Here is a 19146-nt window from a genome sequence, read left to right as displayed (position 1 = left end):
AGCCGCAAGCCACTACTTGTTGATCTTCGTGACCTGACCGGCACCCACCGTGCGCCCACCCTCACGGATGGCGAACTTCAGGCCCTCTTCCATGGCGATCGGCTGGATGAGCTGGACGCTCATGGCCGTGTTGTCGCCCGGCATGACCATCTCGGTGCCCTCGGGGAGGGTCACGACGCCGGTCACGTCCGTGGTGCGGAAGTAGAACTGCGGACGGTAGTTGTTGAAGAAGGGGGTGTGACGGCCACCCTCGTCCTTCGACAGGATGTAGGCCTGGGCCTCGAACTCGGTGTGCGGGGTGACCGAACCGGGCTTGATGATGACCTGGCCGCGCTCGACATCCTCGCGCTTGATGCCACGGAGGAGCAGACCGACGTTCTCACCGGCCTGGCCCTCGTCGAGCAGCTTGCGGAACATCTCGATGCCGGTGACCGTGGTGGTGGTCTTGTCCTGCTTGATGCCGATGATGTCAACGGTCTCGTTGACCTTCAGCACACCACGCTCGATGCGGCCGGTGACGACGGTGCCACGACCGGTGATCGTGAAGACGTCCTCGATCGGCATCAGGAACGGCTTGTCGACGTCACGCTCGGGGGTCGGGATCGCGGTGTCCACGGCCTCCATGAGGCCGAGGAGCTTCTCGCCCCACTCCTTGTCGCCCTCAAGCGCCTTGAGCGCGGAGACGCGCACGACCGGCAGGTCGTCGCCCGGGAACTCGTACTCGGAGAGCAGCTCACGGACCTCGAGCTCGACGAGCTCCAGGATCTCCTCGTCGTCCACCATGTCGGCCTTGTTCAGGGCGACGACGATGTACGGCACGCCGACCTGGCGGGCCAGGAGCACGTGCTCCTTGGTCTGCGGCATCGGGCCGTCGGTCGCGGCGACCACCAGGATGGCGCCGTCCATCTGCGCCGCACCGGTGATCATGTTCTTGATGTAGTCCGCGTGACCGGGGCAGTCGACGTGCGCGTAGTGACGCGACTCGGTCTGGTACTCGACGTGCGCGATCGAGATGGTGATACCGCGCTGGCGCTCCTCAGGAGCCTTGTCGATCTGGTCGAAGGCCGAGGCCTCGTTCAGGTTCGGGTACGCGTCGTGCAGCACCTTGGTGATCGCCGCGGTAAGGGTCGTCTTACCGTGGTCGATGTGACCGATGGTGCCGATGTTGACGTGCGGCTTAGTCCGCTCGAACTTCGCCTTCGCCACTGGGGTCCTCCTGGGGAGTGGATCTGTACGCCTTGCTTCATCGGCGCCAGGTGATCTTTGCTGGAATGCGGACTGCCGGGGCACCCGCCGCGCACCGTCCGGTACACACCTTCCGGTTTGCGGCGGATTGCCCCGAAGCCTGCTGTCAAGCCTAAAGGGTGAAACGCGCTGAGGATTTCAGGCGTTACTCGCCCTTGGCCTTCGCGATGATCTCCTCGGCGACGTTCCGCGGAACCTCGGCGTAGGAGTCGAACTGCATGGAGTAGCTGGCCCGGCCCGAGGTCTTGGACCGCAGGTCACCGACGTAGCCGAACATCTCCGACAGCGGAACCAGGCCCTTGACGACACGGGCGCCGCTGCGCTCCTCCATGGCCTGGATCTGGCCACGGCGGGAGTTGAGGTCGCCGATGACATCGCCCATGTAGTCCTCGGGCGTGGTGACCTCGACGGCCATCATCGGTTCGAGGAGCACGGGGCTCGCCTTGCGGGCACCCTCCTTGAACGCCTGCGAACCGGCGATCTTGAATGCCAGTTCGGAGGAGTCGACCTCGTGGTAGCCGCCGTCGATCAGGGTGACGCGGACGCCCACCATCTCGTAGCCGGCCAGGATGCCGAACTTCATGGCCTCCTGCGCACCGGCGTCCACCGACGGGATGTACTCGCGGGGGATGCGGCCACCGGTGACCTTGTTGACGAACTCGTAGGTCGCGTCGCCGCCTTCCAGCGGCTCCAGCATGATCTGCACCTTCGCGAACTGACCGGTACCACCGGTCTGCTTCTTGTGGGTGTAGTCAATGCGCTCGACCGTCTTGCGGATGGTCTCGCGGTACGCGACCTGCGGCTTGCCGACGTTGGCCTCGACCTTGAACTCGCGCCGCATACGGTCGACCAGCACCTCGAGGTGCAGTTCGCCCATACCGCCGATGATGGTCTGGCCGGTCTCCTCGTCCGAGTGGACCTGGAAGGAGGGGTCCTCCTCCGAGAGCCGCTGGATGGCGACACCCAGCTTCTCCTGGTCACCCTTGGACTTGGGCTCGATCGCGACCTGGATCACCGGCGCCGGGAAGTCCATGGACTCCAGGATCACCGGGCTCTTGTCGTCGCACAGCGTCTCACCGGTGGTGGTCTGCTTCAGGCCCATGACGGCGATGATGTCGCCCGCGCCCACCGACTCGATCTCCTCACGCTTGTTCGCGTGCATGCGGTAGATCTTGCCGATGCGCTCCTTCTTGCCCTTGACGGAGTTCAGCACAGCCGAACCCGCGTTCAGGCGGCCCGAGTAGACCCGGACGAAGGTGAGCTTGCCCAGGTGCGGGTCGCTCATGATCTTGAACGCGAGGCCGGAGAACGGCTCCTCGTCGGACGGCCGGCGCTTGATGATCTCGTCGGCGTTGCCGACGGCGTGGCCCTCGATGGCCTCGACGTCCAGCGGCGACGGGAGGTAGCGCACGACCGCGTCGAGCAGGGGCTGAACGCCCTTGTTCTTGAACGCGGTGCCGCAGAACACGGGGGTGACGGTGACGGAGTCCTTGGTCCCCTTGGAGGCCAGGGTGATCCGGCGGATGGCCGCGATCAACTGGTCCTGGTCGGGCTCCTGGCCCTCCAGGTACAGCTCCATCATGGCGTCGTCGTGCTCGGCGACGGCCTCGAGCAACTTGCCGCGCCACTCGTCGGCCGCTTCGACGTGGGTGTCCGGGATGTCGACGGTGTCGTACATCTCGCCCTTGGTCGCTTCCGCGGACCAGACCAGCGCCTTCATCTGGACGAGGTCGACCACGCCCTTGAAGTCGGCTTCCGCGCCGATCGGGAGCTGCATGACCAGCGGCACCGCGCCGAGGCGGTCCACGATCATGTCGACGCAGCGGTGGAACTCCGCGCCGGTGCGGTCGAGCTTGTTGACGAAGCAGATGCGGGGCACGCCGTAACGGTCGGCCTGACGCCACACCGTCTCGGACTGCGGCTCCACACCGGCGACACCGTCGAACACCGTGACGGCGCCGTCGAGGACGCGGAGCGAACGCTCCACCTCGACGGTGAAGTCGACGTGACCGGGGGTGTCGATGATGTTGATGGTGTGGTCGACATCATCGAGCGGCCAGTGACAGGTCGTCGCGGCCGACGTGATCGTGATGCCGCGCTCCTGCTCCTGCTCCATCCAGTCCATGGTGGCTGCGCCGTCGTGGACTTCACCGATCTTGTAGGAAACACCGGTGTAGAACAGGATCCGCTCGGTGGTCGTCGTCTTGCCCGCGTCGATGTGGGCCATGATCCCGATGTTGCGGACCCTGGCCAGGTCAAGCGAAGTGGTGGCCATGTGGCTCAGTCTTCTCTCGGTTTCGATGTGGGTGGTGACTACCAGCGGTAGTGCGCGAAGGCCTTGTTGGACTCGGCCATCTTGTGCGTGTCCTCGCGGCGCTTCACGGAAGCACCCAGGCCATTGCTGGCGTCGAGGATCTCGTTCATCAGACGCTCGGTCATCGTCTTCTCGCGACGGGCGCGGGAGTAACCGACGAGCCAGCGGAGCGCCAGCGTGTTCTGACGGCCCGGACGGACCTCGACCGGCACCTGGTAGGTCGCACCGCCGACGCGGCGGGACTTGACCTCAAGGGTCGGCTTGATGTTCTCCAGCGCGCGCTTCAGCGTGATGACCGGGTCGTTGCCCGACTTCTCACGAAGGCCCTCAAGGGCGCCGTACACGATGCGCTCAGCGGTGGAGCGCTTGCCGTGCAGGAGGATCTTGTTGACGAGCGACGTCACCAGCGGGGAGCCGTAAACCGGGTCGATGATGACCGGGCGCTTCGGGGCGGGGCCCTTACGAGGCATGCTTACTTCTCCTTCTTGGCGCCGTAGCGGCTACGAGCCTGCTTACGGTTCTTGACGCCCTGCGTGTCGAGGGAACCGCGGATGATCTTGTAACGAACACCCGGAAGGTCCTTCACACGACCGCCGCGCACGAGCACGATCGAGTGCTCCTGGAGGTTGTGGCCCTCACCCGGGATGTAAGCCGTGACCTCGATACCGCTGGTCAGCCGTACGCGCGCGACCTTGCGCAGCGCCGAGTTCGGCTTCTTCGGGGTGGTCGTGTACACACGCGTGCAAACGCCACGACGCTGCGGGGAACCCTTCAGCGCGGGCGTCTTGTTCTTCTCGACCTTGTCCTGCCGGCCCTTTCGGACCAACTGCTGGATCGTAGGCACCGTTTCTCCGGTTTCTGTGTGCCGATCTCGATAAATCTAACCTGGGGACCGACCCACGCGGTCGGGTGTGTCGCGGACCCCACACGAATCCGAACCAACGGAGAAGTGCGTATGTCGGGTGACGCGGCCTCGGTGCCCTCTCGCGGTCGCATGGCACGCGCGAGGACCCGGGCACACCCCAGGCACAAGGTCAGAGCGTACCTACCGCATCGGCTGCGGTCAAAACAAATGCAAACGCGCAGGCCGGTGACTACTCGAAGATTGCCACCACCCAGATCAGCGCCCAGAAAGCCAGCCCGAGATAACCGATCACCAACCCGGCCGTCGCCATCCCGTCACCCTGCTCACCGCGCTCGCGGATCTGCCGCTTCGCGGTGTGCCCGAGCACGACCGCGCCGATCGACGCCATCCCGAAGATCGGCGACCCGACCAATGAGCACACCAGTGCCCCGATCGCCGCCCCGTTCGTCTTCGGCACGGGCGCCACCGGCGGCGCGTACCGGAACGGCTGCGGCGCCCCGAACGTCGGAGGCACCGGATACGGCGAGGACGGCCGCGGAATGTCCGCTGTCAACCGGTCCAAGTCCCCGTACGTACGCGCCGCGTAGGCACGCCCCAACCGGTCCTCGTACTCTTCCTGCTTCAACCGCCCCTCGGTGAACGCCTCGTTCAGCACGTTCACCGCGCGCTCTCTGTCCGCATCCCCGGCAAGCATGTATCCATAATGCCGCAGAGCGGCCATCCCCGAGAGGGATGGCCGCCCTGTGTGACAGCAACGGGACGAAACTCAGCCGTTGTACGGCCCGTAGTCGTAGTCCTCCAGCGGAACGGCCTGGCCGGAGCCGGTGCCGAACGGGCTGTAGTCGATGTCGTCGTAGCCGACGGCCGAGTACATCGCGGCCTTGGCCTCCTCGGTCGGCTCCACCCGGATGTTGCGGTAGCGGGCGAGGCCCGTACCGGCCGGGATCAGCTTGCCGATGATGACGTTCTCCTTCAGGCCCAGCAGCGAGTCCGACTTGGCGTGGATCGCCGCGTCGGTCAGCACCCGGGTCGTCTCCTGGAAGGAGGCGGCCGACAGCCAGGACTCCGTGGCCAGCGAGGCCTTGGTGATACCCATGAGCTGCGGACGACCCGAGGCCGGGTGACCGCCCTCGGAGACCACACGCCGGTTCTCGGTCTCGAACCGGCCGCGCTCGACCAGCTCGCCGGGCAGCAGCTCCGCGTCGCCGGACTCGATGATCGTCACCCGGCGCAGCATCTGCCGGATGATGATCTCGATGTGCTTGTCGTGGATCGACACGCCCTGCGAGTTGTAGACCTTCTGGACTTCCTGCACCAGGTGGATCTGCACCTGGCGCTGGCCCAGAATGCGCAGCACGTCGTGCGGGTTGGTGGCACCGAAGGTCAGCTTCTGGCCGACCTCGACGTGGTCGCCCTCGCCCACCAGGAGCTTGGCGCGCTTGGAGATCGGGTAGGCGATCTCCTCGGCACCGTCGTCCGGGGTGACGACGAGCTTCTTCGTCTTCTCGGTCTCCTCGATCCGCACCCGGCCGGACGCCTCGGAGATCGGGGCGACACCCTTCGGGACACGGGCCTCGAACAGCTCGACGACACGCGGCAGACCCTGCGTGATGTCGTCACCGGCCACACCACCGGTGTGGAAGGTACGCATCGTGAGCTGGGTGCCGGGCTCACCGATCGACTGGGCCGCGATGATACCGACGGCCTCGCCGATGTCGACGAGCTTGCCGGTGGCCAGCGAACGGCCGTAGCAGTACGCGCAGGTGCCGACGGTCGACTCGCAGGTGAGGATCGAGCGGGTCTTGACCTCCTCGACACCGTGCCGCACGAGCTGGTCGATCAGCACGTCACCGAGGTCGACGTTGGCGGGCGCGATGACCTTGCCGTCCACCACGACGTCCTCGGCGAGCATGCGGGCGTACACGCTGGTCTCGACGTCGTCCGTCTTGCGCAGCGAACCGTCCGCGCCGCGCTCGGCGATCCGCAGCTTCAGACCGCGCTCGGTGCCGCAGTCCTCCTCGCGGATGATCACGTCCTGCGAGACGTCCACCAGACGACGGGTCAGGTAACCCGAGTCGGCGGTACGCAGCGCGGTGTCGGCCAGACCCTTACGGGCACCGTGGGTGGAGATGAAGTACTCCAGCACGGACAGGCCCTCACGGAAGGACGCCTTGATCGGACGGGCGATCGTCTCGTTCTTGGCGTTCGACACCAGGCCACGCATACCCGCGATCTGACGCATCTGCATCATGTTTCCGCGGGCCCCGGAGTCCACCATCATGAAGATGGGGTTGGTCTTCGGGAAGTTCGCGTTCATCGCCACGGCGACCTCGTTGGTCGCCTTGGTCCAGATCGCGATGAGCTCCTGAGTGCGCTCGTCCTTGGTGATCAGACCGCGCTCGTACTGCTTCTGGACCTTCTCGTCCTGGGCCTCGTAGGAGGCGATGATCGCCTTCTTGGCCTCGGGCACCACGATGTCCGTGACGGACACGGTGACACCGGAACGGGTCGCCCAGTGGAAGCCCGCCGCCTTCAGGTTGTCGAGCGTCGCCGCCACGATGACCTTGGGGTAGCGCTCGGCGAGGTCGTTGACGATCTCGGAGAGCTGCTTCTTGCCGACCGCGTAGTCCACGAACGGGTAGTCCTCGGGCAGCAGCTCGTTGAAGAGCGCGCGGCCCAGGGTCGTCCGCAGCCGGAACGTGTCGCCGAGCTGGTACGGCTCCTCGCCCTCGGTGGGCTCCGGCGGCACCCAGCCGCGCGGCGGGACGGTGCCCACCGGGAAGCGGATGTCGACCGGCGCCTGCATCGACAGCTCACGGCCGTCGAACGCCATGATCGCCTCGGCGGTCGAACCGAACGCCCGGTTCTCCCCGATGACCTCGCGCTCCTCGGAGTCCGTGGTCAGGAAGAACAGACCGAGCACCATGTCCTGGGTCGGCATGGTGACCGGACGGCCGTCGGCCGGCTTGAGGATGTTGTTCGAGGACAGCATCAGGATGCGGGCCTCGGCCTGCGCCTCCGCGGACAGCGGGAGGTGCACGGCCATCTGGTCGCCGTCGAAGTCCGCGTTGAACGCGGTGCAGACCAGCGGGTGGATCTGGATGGCCTTGCCCTCGACGAGCTGCGGCTCGAAGGCCTGGATGCCCAGACGGTGCAGGGTCGGTGCGCGGTTGAGCAGCACCGGGTGCTCGGCGATGACCTCTTCGAGCACGTCGTACACGACCGTACGGCCGCGCTCGACCATGCGCTTGGCCGACTTGATGTTCTGCGCGTGGTTCAGGTCCACCAGGCGCTTCATCACGAACGGCTTGAAGAGCTCCAGCGCCATGGCCTTGGGCAGGCCGCACTGGTGCAGCTTGAGCTGCGGGCCGACGACGATCACCGAACGGGCGGAGTAGTCGACGCGCTTGCCGAGCAGGTTCTGCCGGAAGCGGCCCTGCTTGCCCTTGAGCATGTCGGACAGCGACTTCAGCGGACGGTTGCCGGGGCCCGTGACCGGGCGGCCGCGACGGCCGTTGTCGAAGAGCGCGTCGACGGCCTCCTGGAGCATGCGCTTCTCGTTGTTCACGATGATCTCGGGGGCGCCGAGGTCGAGAAGCCGCTTCAGGCGGTTGTTGCGGTTGATGACACGGCGGTACAGGTCGTTGAGGTCGGAGGTCGCGAAGCGGCCACCGTCGAGCTGCACCATCGGACGCAGGTCCGGCGGGATCACCGGGACGCAGTCCAGCACCATGCCGTTGGGCTTGTTGGTGGTCTGGAGGAAGGCGGAGACGACCTTGAGGCGCTTGAGCGCCCGGGTCTTCTTCTGGCCCTTGCCGGTACGGATGATCTCGCGGAGGCGCTCGGCCTCCTCCTCCAGGTCGAAGGACTCCAGGCGCTTTTGCAGCGCCGCGGCACCCATCGAACCCTGGAAGTACGTACCGAAGCGGTCGCGCAGCTCGCGGTAGAGCAGCTCGTCGCCCTCCAGGTCCTGGACCTTGAGGTTCTTGAAGCGGGCCCACACCTCGTCGAGCCGGTCGATCTCGCGCTGCGCACGGTCGCGGAGCTGCTTCATCTCGCGCTCGGCGCCTTCGCGGACCTTGCGGCGGACGTCGGCCTTGGCGCCTTCGTTCTCCAGCTCGGCCAGGTCGGCTTCCAGCTTCTTCTGCCGGCCCTCGACGTCGGAGTCACGGCGCTGCTCGACCTGCTGGCGCTCGACGGAGACCTGGGCCTCCAGCGACGGCAGGTCGCGCGTGCGGCGCTCGTCGTCCACCCACGTGATCATGTACGCCGCGAAGTAGATGACCTTCTCCAGGTCCTTCGGGGCGAGGTCGAGCAGGTAGCCGAGGCGCGACGGAACGCCCTTGAAGTACCAGATGTGCGTGACGGGCGCGGCCAGCTCGATGTGGCCCATCCGCTCACGACGCACCTTGGCGCGAGTGACCTCGACGCCGCAGCGCTCACAGATGATGCCCTTGAAGCGGACCCGCTTGTACTTCCCGCAGTAGCACTCCCAGTCCCGGGTCGGGCCGAAGATCTTCTCGCAGAAGAGCCCGTCCTTTTCCGGCTTGAGCGTGCGGTAGTTGATGGTCTCCGGCTTCTTCACTTCGCCGTGCGACCAGGTACGAATGTCGTCCGCGGTGGCAAGGCCGATCCGCAGCTCGTCGAAGAAGTTGACGTCGAGCACTTGTCGTCAATCCCGCCTTCGGGTTCCACCCGACCAAAAAACGCGGTCGGGGTCGATTGTCAAACATGGTCTGAACGGTCCTGGGAGAGGCCGCCCGGTCCTGGAGGGACCGGGCGACCGGCCCGTCAGACCTCTTCGACGCTGCTCGGCTCCCGCCGGGACAGGTCGATACCGAGTTCTTCCGCGGCGCGGAAGACGTCCTCGTCGGTGTCACGCATCTCGATGGACATGCCGTCCGAGGACAGCACCTCCACGTTGAGGCAGAGCGACTGCATTTCCTTGATGAGCACCTTGAAGGACTCGGGGATGCCCGGCTCGGGGATGTTCTCGCCCTTGACGATGGCCTCGTAGACCTTCACGCGGCCGAGCACGTCGTCGGACTTGATGGTCAGCAGCTCCTGGAGGGCGTAAGCGGCGCCGTACGCCTCCAGCGCCCACACCTCCATCTCACCGAATCGCTGGCCACCGAACTGCGCCTTACCACCCAGCGGCTGCTGGGTGATCATCGAGTACGGACCGGTGGAGCGGGCGTGCAGCTTGTCGTCCACCAGGTGGTGCAGCTTGAGGATGTACATGTAGCCGATCGAGATCGGCTCAGGGAACGGCTCGCCGGAGCGGCCGTCGAACATCCGCGCCTTGCCGGACGGCAGGACCATGCGGTCGCCGTCGCGGTTCGGGATGGTGGACTCGAACAGACCGCGGATCTCGTCCTCGCGGGCGCCGTCGAAGACCGGGGTCGCGACGTTGGTGCCGGCGGCGACGACGTCCGCGTCGATCGCCTGGAGGCGACGCGCCCACTCCTCGCCGATACCGGAGACGTCCCAGCCCTGCTTGGCGAGCCAGCCGAGGTGGATCTCCAGCACCTGTCCCGGGTTCATGCGGGACGGGACGCCGAGCGGGTTGAGGATGATGTCGACCGGGGTGCCGTCCTCGGTGAACGGCATGTCCTCGACCGGCAGGATCTTCGAGATGACGCCCTTGTTGCCGTGACGGCCGGCGAGCTTGTCGCCGTCGGTGATCTTCCGCTTCTGCGCCACGTACACGCGCACGAGCTGGTTGACACCGGGCGGCAGTTCGTCGCCCTCCTCGCGGTCGAAGACCCGGACGCCGATGACCTTGCCGGTCTCGCCGTGCGGCACCTTCAGCGAGGTGTCACGGACCTCACGGGCCTTCTCGCCGAAGATCGCGCGCAGCAGGCGCTCCTCCGGGGTCAGCTCGGTCTCGCCCTTGGGCGTGACCTTGCCGACCAGGATGTCGCCGGCGACGACGTCGGCGCCGATCCGGATGATCCCGCGCTCGTCGAGGTCCGCGAGGACCTCCTCGGAGACGTTGGGGATGTCCCGGGTGATCTCCTCCGGGCCGAGCTTGGTGTCACGGGCGTCGACCTCGTGCTCCTCGATGTGGATCGAGGAGAGGACGTCGTCCTGGACCAGCCGCTGGCTGAGGATGATCGCGTCTTCGTAGTTGTGGCCCTCCCAGGGCATGAACGCCACCAGGAGGTTCTTGCCGAGGGCCATCTCGCCCTCGTCGGTCGAGGGACCGTCGGCGAGCACCTGGCCGACGACGACCCGGTCGCCCTCGTTGACGACGACCTTCTGGTTGAAGGACGTGCCCTGGTTGGAGCGGGAGAACTTCGCGACGCGGTACGTGGTGTACGTGCCGTCGTCGTTGGTGATGGTGACGTAGTCGGCGGAGACCTCCTGGACCACACCGTCCTTGTCCGCCTTGATGACGTCACCGGCGTCGACCGCGCAGCGGTACTCCATGCCGGTGCCGACCAGCGGCGCCTCCGCCTTGATCAGCGGCACGGCCTGGCGCATCATGTTCGATCCCATGAGCGCGCGGTTGGCGTCGTCGTGCTCCAGGAACGGGATCATCGCGGTCGCGACCGACACCATCTGGCGCGGCGAGACGTCCATGTAGTCGACGTCGTCGCCGGGGATGTAGTCGATCTCGCCGCCGCGGCGGCGGACCAGCACGCGGGACTCGGCGAACCGCAGGTCCTCGGTGAGCGGCGCGTTGGCCTGCGCGATGACGAAGCGGTCTTCCTCGTCCGCGGTCAGGTAGTCGACGTCGTCGGTGACGACGCCCTCGACGACCTTGCGGTACGGGGTCTCGACGAAGCCGAACGCGTTGACCCGGCCGTAGGAGGCGAGCGAGCCGATCAGGCCGATGTTCGGGCCTTCGGGGGTCTCGATCGGGCACATGCGGCCGTAGTGCGACGGGTGCACGTCGCGGACCTCGAAGCCGGCCCGCTCACGGGACAGACCGCCGGGGCCCAGCGCCGACAGACGGCGCTTGTGGGTCAGGCCGGACAGCGGGTTCGTCTGGTCCATGAACTGGGAGAGCTGGCTGGTGCCGAAGAACTCCTTGATGGAGGCGACGACCGGCCGGATGTTGATCAGGGTCTGCGGCGTGATCGCCTCGACGTCCTGGGTCGTCATCCGCTCGCGGACCACGCGCTCCATACGGGCCAGGCCGGTACGGACCTGGTTCTGGATCAGCTCGCCCACGTTGCGCAGGCGGCGGTTGCCGAAGTGGTCGATGTCGTCGACCTCGACGACCATCGAGGAGCCGTTCTCCCCGGTGGTCTCGGTCTCACCGGCGTGCAGCTTCACCAGGTACTTGATGGTGGCGATGATGTCGTCGGTGGTGAGCACACCGGCGTCCAGGGGCGCGTCGCTGCCGAGCTTCTTGTTCACCTTGTAGCGGCCGACCTTCGCGAGGTCGTAGCGCTTCGGGTTGAAGTAGAGGTTCTCCAGCAGGGTCTGCGCGGCCTCCTTGGTCGGCGGCTCGCCCGGACGCAGCTTGCGGTAGATGTCGAGCAGCGCGTCGTCCTGGCCCTGGGTGTGGTCCTTCTCCAGGGTGGCGCGCATCGACTCGTAGTCGCCGAACTCGTCCAGGATCTGCTCGGTGCTCCAGCCGAGCGCCTTGAGCAGGACGGTGACCGACTGCTTGCGCTTGCGGTCGATGCGGACACCGACCATGTCGCGCTTGTCGATCTCCATCTCCAGCCAGGCACCCCGGGACGGGATGATCTTGGCGGAGAAGATGTCCTTGTCGGACGTCTTGTCGATCTGGCTGTCGAAGTAGACACCCGGCGAGCGCACGAGCTGCGAGACGACGACACGCTCGGTGCCGTTGATGCAGAAGGTGCCCTTGTTGGTCATCAGCGGGAAGTCACCCATGAAGACCGTCTGGGACTTGATCTCGCCGGTCTCGTTGTTGGTGAACTCGGCGGTGACGAAGAGCGGGGCGCCGTACGTGAAGTCGCGCTCCTTGCACTCGTCCAGCGAGTTCTTCGGAGGCTCGAATCGGTGGTCACGGAAAGTGAGCGACATCGACCCGGAGAAGTCCTCGATCGGCGAGATCTCCTCGAAGATCTCCTCCAGACCCGACTTCCTGGGGACGTCCTGCCCACTGTCCAGGGCCGCCTCGACACGGGCCTTCCACGCGGCGTTGCCGAGCAGCCAGTCAAAGCTCTCGGTCTGGAGCGCGAGGAGGTTCGGAACTTCGAGCGGTTCACGGATCTTCGCGAAAGAGATGCGCAGCGGGGCGGTGCTTGCGCCGTTGTTCGAATTGGTGGTCGAGGCGTTGCGCGAGGCGGCCAAGAGGGGGTCCTTCCGAGGGCTCGGACTCACTACGCGCATACCGGTCCGCCCCTGAGCGTAAGAAGAAAGCCCTGATGGCGGACTTCTTCAGCAGTGCTCAGACGTGGGCATGCTCCTGGTGACGGGCCAGGCAGCAGCTAACAGGCAGCGCAAAGGGTCAGTGTAGCCACTCGGCACACTGATGTCCAGAGCAGAGATTCGGAGTACCGAATCATCGCCCCCTCGTCCGTCCTGCGGATCCCGCCTCGGAACCGGATCCGCGCCTGCGCCATGCATTCCCGCATCTCCCCCGATCCATGCATCCAACCCGGATCGAAGTGTCGACGCGTCCTGAGAATTGCGCGCCGCGTGCGGTTCGTCAAGGCCCTGGCCTGGCAGAGATGCTCACAGCCCCGCGCCCGGCCCCCCTGCCGGATGGCTCCCGGAGCAGGTCCCGTGCGGGAGCGATCACCTTATCCGGACGGTGGCACCGCCCCGCCACAAGGACGCGGGAACGCCGTAGGGCGGCCACCCGGATGGGTGACCGCCCTACGGCTGTCCGGCCCTGTGCGGGCCGTACGGGGACTGCTGGGTGCCGCTCGGTGTTACTTGACCTCGACCGAGGCGCCGGCGGCCTTGAGGGACTCGGCGGCCTTGTCGGCGGCAGCCTTGTCGACCTTCTCCAGGACGGGCTTCGGGGCGCCGTCCACGAGGTCCTTGGCCTCCTTCAGGCCGAGCGAGGTCAGCTCACGCACGACCTTGATGACCTGGATCTTCTTGTCACCGGCGGCGGTGAGGACGACGTCGAACTCGTCCTGCTCCGGGGCGGCGTCCGCGACGGCGGCCGGACCGGCGACACCGGCGGCGGCGACGGGGGCGGCGGCGGTGACGTCGAACTTCTCCTCGAAGGCCTTCACGAACTCGGAGAGCTCGATGAGGGTGAGGGTCTCGAACTGCTCGAGCAGCTCGGCCTGGCTGAGCTTCGCCATGATGGCGGTCCTTCCACTAATTCGGCTGGTGCCGGTTGTCGATGTCGGCGGGCGTACTCGGAGCCCGCTGGACTGCGGGAGTGGTTACTCCGCAGCCTCGGCGGGAGCCGGCGTACCGGCACCGCCCTGCTCTGCCTGCTCGGCCTGCTTGGCACGAAGCGCCTCCGCGGTGCGGACGAACTTCGAGGGCAGCGCCTGGAAGAGCGCGGCAGTCTGCGACTGCTTGGCCTTCATGGCGCCCGCCAGCTTGGCGAGCAGAACCTCGCGGGACTCGAGGTCCGCGAGCTTCTTGATCTCGTCGGCGGACAGCGCCTTGCCGTCAAGGACACCGCCCTTGATGACGAGAGCGGGGTTGTCCTTGGCGAAGTCGCGCAGACCCTTCGCCGCCTCGACCGGGTCACCGGCGACGAAGGCGACGGCCGACGGACCCGCGAACAGGTCGTCGAGCGTGCTGATCCCGGCCTCGTTGGCCGCGATCTTGGTCAGCGTGTTCTTCACCACGGCGTACGTGACGTTCTCACCGAGCGAACGGCGCAGCGTCTTGAGCTGCGCCACGGTGAGACCGCGGTACTCGGTCAGCACAGCGGCGTTCGAGGAGCGGAACTGATCCGTCAACTCGGCAACCGCGGCAGCCTTATCGGGCCTCGCCATGAGTCTCGGCCTCCTTCCGGGTGATTGCGGACCGCACGGAATTGAAGGAGGGGACTTGGCAAAAACGAACGCCCCGGCGCAGGCGCACGGGGCGTGACTCGACGGAATCGACTTCCGCTCGGCGGAAATCTCTTCCGGAGTTCATCCACGATCACCTGCGCGGGCCATCCGCAGCTAGCGGATCCTTCGGCCGCCACGCCCTTTTCGGGGCACGGCAACGACCAGCGGTCTTTGGCTTCTCGGGAAGCGTACGGGACGGGTCCTGACAACACCAAATCCGGCCCCCGTGCGGTGTGCACGGAGGCCGGACTTCGGATGGTGCCGCACGCCTTACGCGTGGCCCCGCGTCGTCATCAGACGGACGCCGGGTCCTCCTCGACGAGGAGGTTGCGGGTGCGGTTGGGGTCGACCTGGATGCCGGGGCCCATGGTGGTGCTCACGGCGGCCTTCTTGATGTAACGACCCTTGGCGGCGGACGGCTTGAGACGCAGGATCTCGTCCAGGGCCGCCGCGTAGTTCTCCACCAGCTTGGTCTCGTCGAAGGAGACCTTGCCGATGATGAAGTGCAGGTTCGAGTGCTTGTCGACGCGGAACTCGATCTTGCCGCCCTTGATGTCCGTGACAGCCTTCGCCACGTCCGGGGTGACCGTACCGGTCTTCGGGTTCGGCATCAGGCCACGGGGACCGAGCACGCGGCCCAGACGGCCGACCTTGCCCATGAGGTCCGGGGTGGCGACGACGGCGTCGAAGTCCAGACGGCCCTTCGACACCTCGTCGATCAGTTCGTCGGAGCCGACGATGTCGGCTCCCGCGGCTTCCGCGGCCGCAGCACGGTCACCGGTCGCGAAGACCAGGACCCGGGCGGTCTTGCCGGTGCCGTGCGGAAGGTTCACGGTGCCACGGACCATCTGGTCGGCCTTGCGCGGGTCGACACCCAGGCGGAAGGCGACCTCGACGGTCGAGTCGAACTTGGTGGTCGCGGTGTCCTTGGCGATCCGGACGGCCTCGAGCGGGGCGTACAGGCGCTCCGCGTCGATCTTGCCGTCGGCAGCGCGAAGGGACTTGCTGCGCTTGCTCACTTACTGCTCCTGTTGGTGAAGGGGAGTCGTGGTACGGGCCGAGCAGGCCCTGCCACAGATGAACCGGCGGGGCGTCAGCCCTCGCCTCTGTCGCTCGGGCGTCAGCCCTCGACCGTGATGCCCATGGAGCGGGCGGTGCCGGCGATGATCTTCTCGGCGGCGTCCAGGTCGTTCGCGTTCAGGTCGGGGAGCTTCGTCGTGGCGATGTCCCGAACCTGGTCGCGGGTGAGCTTGGCGACCTTCTTGACGTGCGGCTCGCCGGAGCCCTTCTCGACACCCGCGGCCTTGAGGATCAGCTTGGCCGCCGGCGGCGTCTTGGTGATGAAGGTGAAGGAACGGTCGTCGTAGACCGTGATCTCCACCGGGATCACCATGCCGCGCTGCGACTCGGTCGCCGCGTTGTAGGCCTTGCAGAACTCCATGATGTTCACGCCGTGCTGGCCCAGCGCGGGGCCGACCGGCGGCGCCGGGTTGGCCGCGCCGGCGTTGATCTGGAGCTTGATCAGCCCCGTGATCTTCTTCTTCTTGGGAGGCATTGCTCTCTCCGGGTCCTGTTGAGAGTGTTCGTGCCTGCGTACAGGCATACCGCACCACTTTAGCGGGTATTGGCCCGCATCCTGAAACCGGCCGGTGGCCGGGGGACACAGCGGCCCCCGGCCGACGGAAATCCGTCGAACGGGGGCCGCTGGAAAAGTCTCAGTTCTTCTGGATCTGGTCGAAGCTCAGCTCGACCGGGGTCTCGCGGCCGAAGATCTCGACCAGGCCCTTGACCTTCTTCGAGTCGGCGTTGATCTCGTTGATCGTCGCCTGGAGCGTCGCGAAGGGGCCGTCGGTGACGGTGACCGAGTCGCCGACCTCGAAGTCCAGCACCTGGACCTCGACCTTGCGCGGCTGGGCGGTGCCCTCGGCGATGGCGGCGGCCTCGGCCGCGGCCTCCACCTCGGGGGCGAGCATCTTCACGATCTCGTCGAGGGTCAGCGGGTACGGGTCGTACGCGTTGCCGACGAAGCCGGTGACACCGGGGGTGTTGCGGACGACGCCCCACGACTCGTTCGTCAGGTCCATGCGCACCAGCACGTAGCCGGGGAGCTTGTTCTGCCGAATGGTCTTGCGGTCGCCGTTCTTGATCTGGACGACTTCTTCCTGGGGCACTTCGGCCTGGTAGATGTAGTCCTCGACGTTGAGCGAGACGGCGCGCTGCTCCAGGTTGGACTTCACGCGGTTCTCGTAACCGGCGTAGGTGTGGATCACGTACCACTCGCCGGGCAGGGTGCGAAGCTCCTCGCGGAAGGCGGCGACCGCGTCCACGACCGGCTCGGACACGGCGGCCTCGCCGTCGTCCTCGTCCGCTTCGTCCTCAGCCGCTTCGTCCTCAGCGGCGACCGCCACGTCCTCGTCGGACTCGTCGTCCGCCTCGTCCGTGGCGGCCTCGGCGGCTTCCTCGTCCTCGTCCTCGTGGACGGCGGCCTGCTCGGCGGCTTCGCCGGCGTTCAGGTCGGCAGCCTCGGCCTGGTCGATCTCGCCGTCGGCGGCCTCGACGATGTCGAGCGCGGTGTCGTCGCCCTCAACGGATTCGTCGGCGTCGTACACGTTCGGGTCAGACACGGTGACTGCTTCTTCCTGACTTCAAGGGGTGGAACATGCGGACAGGCGCCCGTGGACCGGCGCCCACCGCGGGATCAGCCGAAGACGTACGAGACGAGCTTCGAGAATCCCCAGTCAACCACGCTGACGAGACCGATGACGACGACAACGAAGACAATCACCACTGTGGTGTAGGTGATCAGGTCGTTGCGGCTCGGCCAGACGACCTTGCGGAGTTCCGCGACGATCTGGCGGTAGAAGAGCGCCAGCCGACCGAGGGGGCCCTTCTTGCCGCGCTTGCCGCCGCGGCGGGGCTTCCGAGTCTCGTCGTCCTCGGACGTGTCAGGCTCAGGGGCCTCGATGGAGTCCGTGATCTCAGTCACTACGTCCTCACCTGACTCCGGGTCGTGGCCGTGTCGCGCCCGTCGCGCGGTACGGCGAGTGCTTTACCTGCCCACGTCCGTCGGGTGACGTGTGGAGCAGGGTCGGAGGGACTCGAACCCACAACCGCTGGTTTTGGAGACCAGTGCTCTACCAATTGAGCTACGACCCTTTGCGACTCCCCCAACGTACCGCAGCATTGCGGAACCGCGGTGCCGGTGGGAAGGCCATCGACGGATGAGTGTACGTGTTTCGCGGCCCTCCGTCGAACGCCTTGCGTCCGATCAGGTTCCGGCCGCGTTCCGTTGACGTTTTGACGCGGTGTCGACGGGGTGCCGGTGGGGTGCCGAGGAGGTGCCGGTGGGGTGCCGGCGAGGTTCCGGCGAGGCGCTGGTCAGGTGCCGGTCGGGTGCCGGTCGGGTGCCGACGGGGCCGCGGACCCCCGGCGCGCACCGGGTGTGTTCACAGTCCGGACAGGTCCGCAAACCTGGGTGCCGGGCCTCCCCCGCGTCTGGGACCATGCAGTCATGAGCGCAGCTACTCCCCCCGTACAGTCTCCCACCGACCGTCGGGTGTCGGCCCGCGTCGGGTCGATCTCCGAGTCCGCGACGCTGGCCGTCGACGCCAAGGCCAAGGCCCTCAAGGCCGCCGGGCGCCCGGTCATCGGATTCGGCGCGGGAGAGCCCGATTTCCCGACGCCCGGCTACATCGTCGAAGCCGCGGTGGAGGCGTGCCGCAACCCGAAGTACCACCGCTACACCCCGGCCGGCGGTCTGCCCGAGCTGAAGACGGCCATCGCCGCCAAGACGCTCCGCGACTCCGGCTACGAGGTCGAGCCGTCGCAGGTGCTGGTCACCAACGGCGGCAAGCAGGCCATCTACGAGGCGTTCGCCGCGATCCTCGACCCGGGTGACGAGGTCATCGTGCCCGCCCCGTACTGGACCACCTACCCCGAGTCGATCCGGCTCGCGGGCGGCGTGCCGGTCGAGGTCGTCGCGGACGAGACCACCGGTTACCGGGTCTCGGTCGAGCAACTCGAAGCGGCCCGCACCGAGCGCACCAAGGTCGTGCTGTTCGTCTCGCCGTCCAACCCCACCGGCGCCGTGTACAGCGCCGCCGACACCGAGGCGATCGGCCGCTGGGCCGTCGAGCACGGCCTGTGGGTGCTGACCGACGAGATCTACGAGCACCTGGTGTACGGCGACGCGACGTTCACCTCGCTGCCGACGGCCGTGCCCGAGCTGCGCGACAAGTGCATCGTGGTCAACGGCGTGGCGAAGACGTACGCCATGACCGGCTGGCGGGTCGGGTGGATCATCGGCCCGAAGGACGTGGTCAAGGCCGCGACGAACCTCCAGTCGCACGCCACCTCGAACGTCTCCAACGTCGCGCAGGTCGCCGCGCTGGCCGCCGTCTCGGGGAACCTGGACGCGGTCGCCGAGATGCGGACCGCCTTCGACCGCCGCCGCCGCACCATCGTGCGGATGCTCAACGAGATCGACGGCGTCGTCTGCCCGACGCCCGAGGGCGCGTTCTACGTCTACCCGTCGGTGAAGGCGCTGCTCGGCAAGGAGATCCGCGGCAAGCGCCCGGCCGACTCCGTCGAGCTGGCCGCGCTGATCCTGGACGAGGCCGAGGTCGCGGTCGTGCCTGGTGAGGCCTTCGGCACCCCCGGCTACCTGCGGCTTTCGTACGCGCTCGGCGACGAGGACCTGGAAGAGGGCGTCTCGCGGCTCCAGAAGCTGCTGGGCGAGGCGAAGGACTGAGCCCCTTCGGACGCTG

At 66.9% G+C, this 19146-nt stretch carries 14 protein-coding genes and 1 tRNA gene; 1 reads left to right on the top strand and 14 read right to left on the bottom strand.

Going from position 1 to position 19146, the window contains the following annotated elements:
• Positions 1 to 12 precede the first annotated feature (12 nt).
• The 14 genes from tuf to ACZ37P_RS14660 form a co-directional block, all read right to left on the bottom strand.
• Positions 13 to 1206, bottom strand: a complete 1194-nt coding sequence (gene tuf / locus ACZ37P_RS14725; protein WP_355340236.1) for an elongation factor Tu — start codon at positions 1204 to 1206, stop codon at positions 13 to 15.
• A 184-nt stretch (positions 1207 to 1390) separates the two neighbouring features.
• Positions 1391 to 3520 (bottom strand): elongation factor G, encoded by a 2130-nt coding sequence (gene fusA / locus ACZ37P_RS14720; protein ID WP_355340239.1) that lies wholly within the window; start codon positions 3518 to 3520, stop codon positions 1391 to 1393.
• A gap of 38 nt (positions 3521 to 3558) precedes the next feature.
• Positions 3559 to 4029 carry a 30S ribosomal protein S7 gene (gene rpsG / locus ACZ37P_RS14715; RefSeq protein ID WP_093713199.1) on the bottom strand — a complete coding sequence of 157 codons (471 nt, stop codon included), beginning with the start codon at positions 4027 to 4029 and terminating at the stop codon, positions 3559 to 3561.
• A gap of 2 nt (positions 4030 to 4031) precedes the next feature.
• Entirely contained in the window at positions 4032 to 4403 is a 372-nt protein-coding gene (gene rpsL, locus ACZ37P_RS14710) for a 30S ribosomal protein S12 (protein ID WP_014144289.1), read from the bottom strand.
• A gap of 250 nt (positions 4404 to 4653) precedes the next feature.
• The gene (locus tag ACZ37P_RS14705; protein WP_366823801.1) at positions 4654 to 5118 is read right to left on the bottom strand and encodes a DUF1707 and DUF4190 domain-containing protein; all 465 of its coding nucleotides are present in this window, start codon (positions 5116 to 5118) and stop codon (positions 4654 to 4656) included.
• Positions 5119 to 5190: 72 nt separating this feature from the next.
• Entirely contained in the window at positions 5191 to 9090 is a 3900-nt protein-coding gene (locus ACZ37P_RS14700; protein ID WP_355340247.1) for a DNA-directed RNA polymerase subunit beta', read from the bottom strand.
• 125 nt (positions 9091 to 9215) lie between these two features.
• A complete protein-coding gene (rpoB, locus tag ACZ37P_RS14695; protein ID WP_355340250.1) occupies positions 9216 to 12701 on the bottom strand; it encodes a DNA-directed RNA polymerase subunit beta in 3486 nt (1161 codons plus the stop codon).
• Positions 12702 to 13285: 584 nt separating this feature from the next.
• Positions 13286 to 13669: a 50S ribosomal protein L7/L12 gene (gene rplL / locus ACZ37P_RS14690; RefSeq protein WP_355340253.1), complete on the bottom strand. Its 384-nt coding sequence runs from the start codon at positions 13667 to 13669 to the stop codon at positions 13286 to 13288.
• 84 nt (positions 13670 to 13753) lie between these two features.
• Positions 13754 to 14320: a 50S ribosomal protein L10 gene (gene rplJ, locus ACZ37P_RS14685; RefSeq protein WP_355340256.1), complete on the bottom strand. Its 567-nt coding sequence runs from the start codon at positions 14318 to 14320 to the stop codon at positions 13754 to 13756.
• A 353-nt stretch (positions 14321 to 14673) separates the two neighbouring features.
• Positions 14674 to 15399 carry a 50S ribosomal protein L1 gene (gene rplA, locus ACZ37P_RS14680; protein WP_355340259.1) on the bottom strand — a complete coding sequence of 242 codons (726 nt, stop codon included), beginning with the start codon at positions 15397 to 15399 and terminating at the stop codon, positions 14674 to 14676.
• Between the two features lie 101 nt (positions 15400 to 15500).
• Positions 15501 to 15935 carry a 50S ribosomal protein L11 gene (rplK, locus tag ACZ37P_RS14675; protein ID WP_355340262.1) on the bottom strand — a complete coding sequence of 145 codons (435 nt, stop codon included), beginning with the start codon at positions 15933 to 15935 and terminating at the stop codon, positions 15501 to 15503.
• Between the two features lie 160 nt (positions 15936 to 16095).
• The gene (nusG, locus tag ACZ37P_RS14670; RefSeq protein ID WP_467346682.1) at positions 16096 to 17004 is read right to left on the bottom strand and encodes a transcription termination/antitermination protein NusG; all 909 of its coding nucleotides are present in this window, start codon (positions 17002 to 17004) and stop codon (positions 16096 to 16098) included.
• Between the two features lie 74 nt (positions 17005 to 17078).
• On the bottom strand, positions 17079 to 17357 hold the full coding sequence (gene secE, locus ACZ37P_RS14665) for a preprotein translocase subunit SecE (protein WP_355340710.1): 279 nt from the start codon (positions 17355 to 17357) through the stop codon (positions 17079 to 17081).
• A 106-nt stretch (positions 17358 to 17463) separates the two neighbouring features.
• Positions 17464 to 17536, bottom strand: a tRNA-Trp gene (locus ACZ37P_RS14660).
• Positions 17537 to 17891: 355 nt separating this feature from the next.
• Here ACZ37P_RS14660 and ACZ37P_RS14655 point away from each other — a divergent pair.
• The gene (locus ACZ37P_RS14655) at positions 17892 to 19130 is read left to right on the top strand and encodes a pyridoxal phosphate-dependent aminotransferase (protein ID WP_355340268.1); all 1239 of its coding nucleotides are present in this window, start codon (positions 17892 to 17894) and stop codon (positions 19128 to 19130) included.
• The last annotated feature ends 16 nt before the right edge of the window (positions 19131 to 19146 follow it).

The organism is Streptomyces sp. NPDC024632 (genome assembly GCF_055559175.1).
The sequence above is the reverse complement of the archived record's forward strand: the minus strand, read 5'-3'. Positions and strand labels throughout refer to the sequence as shown.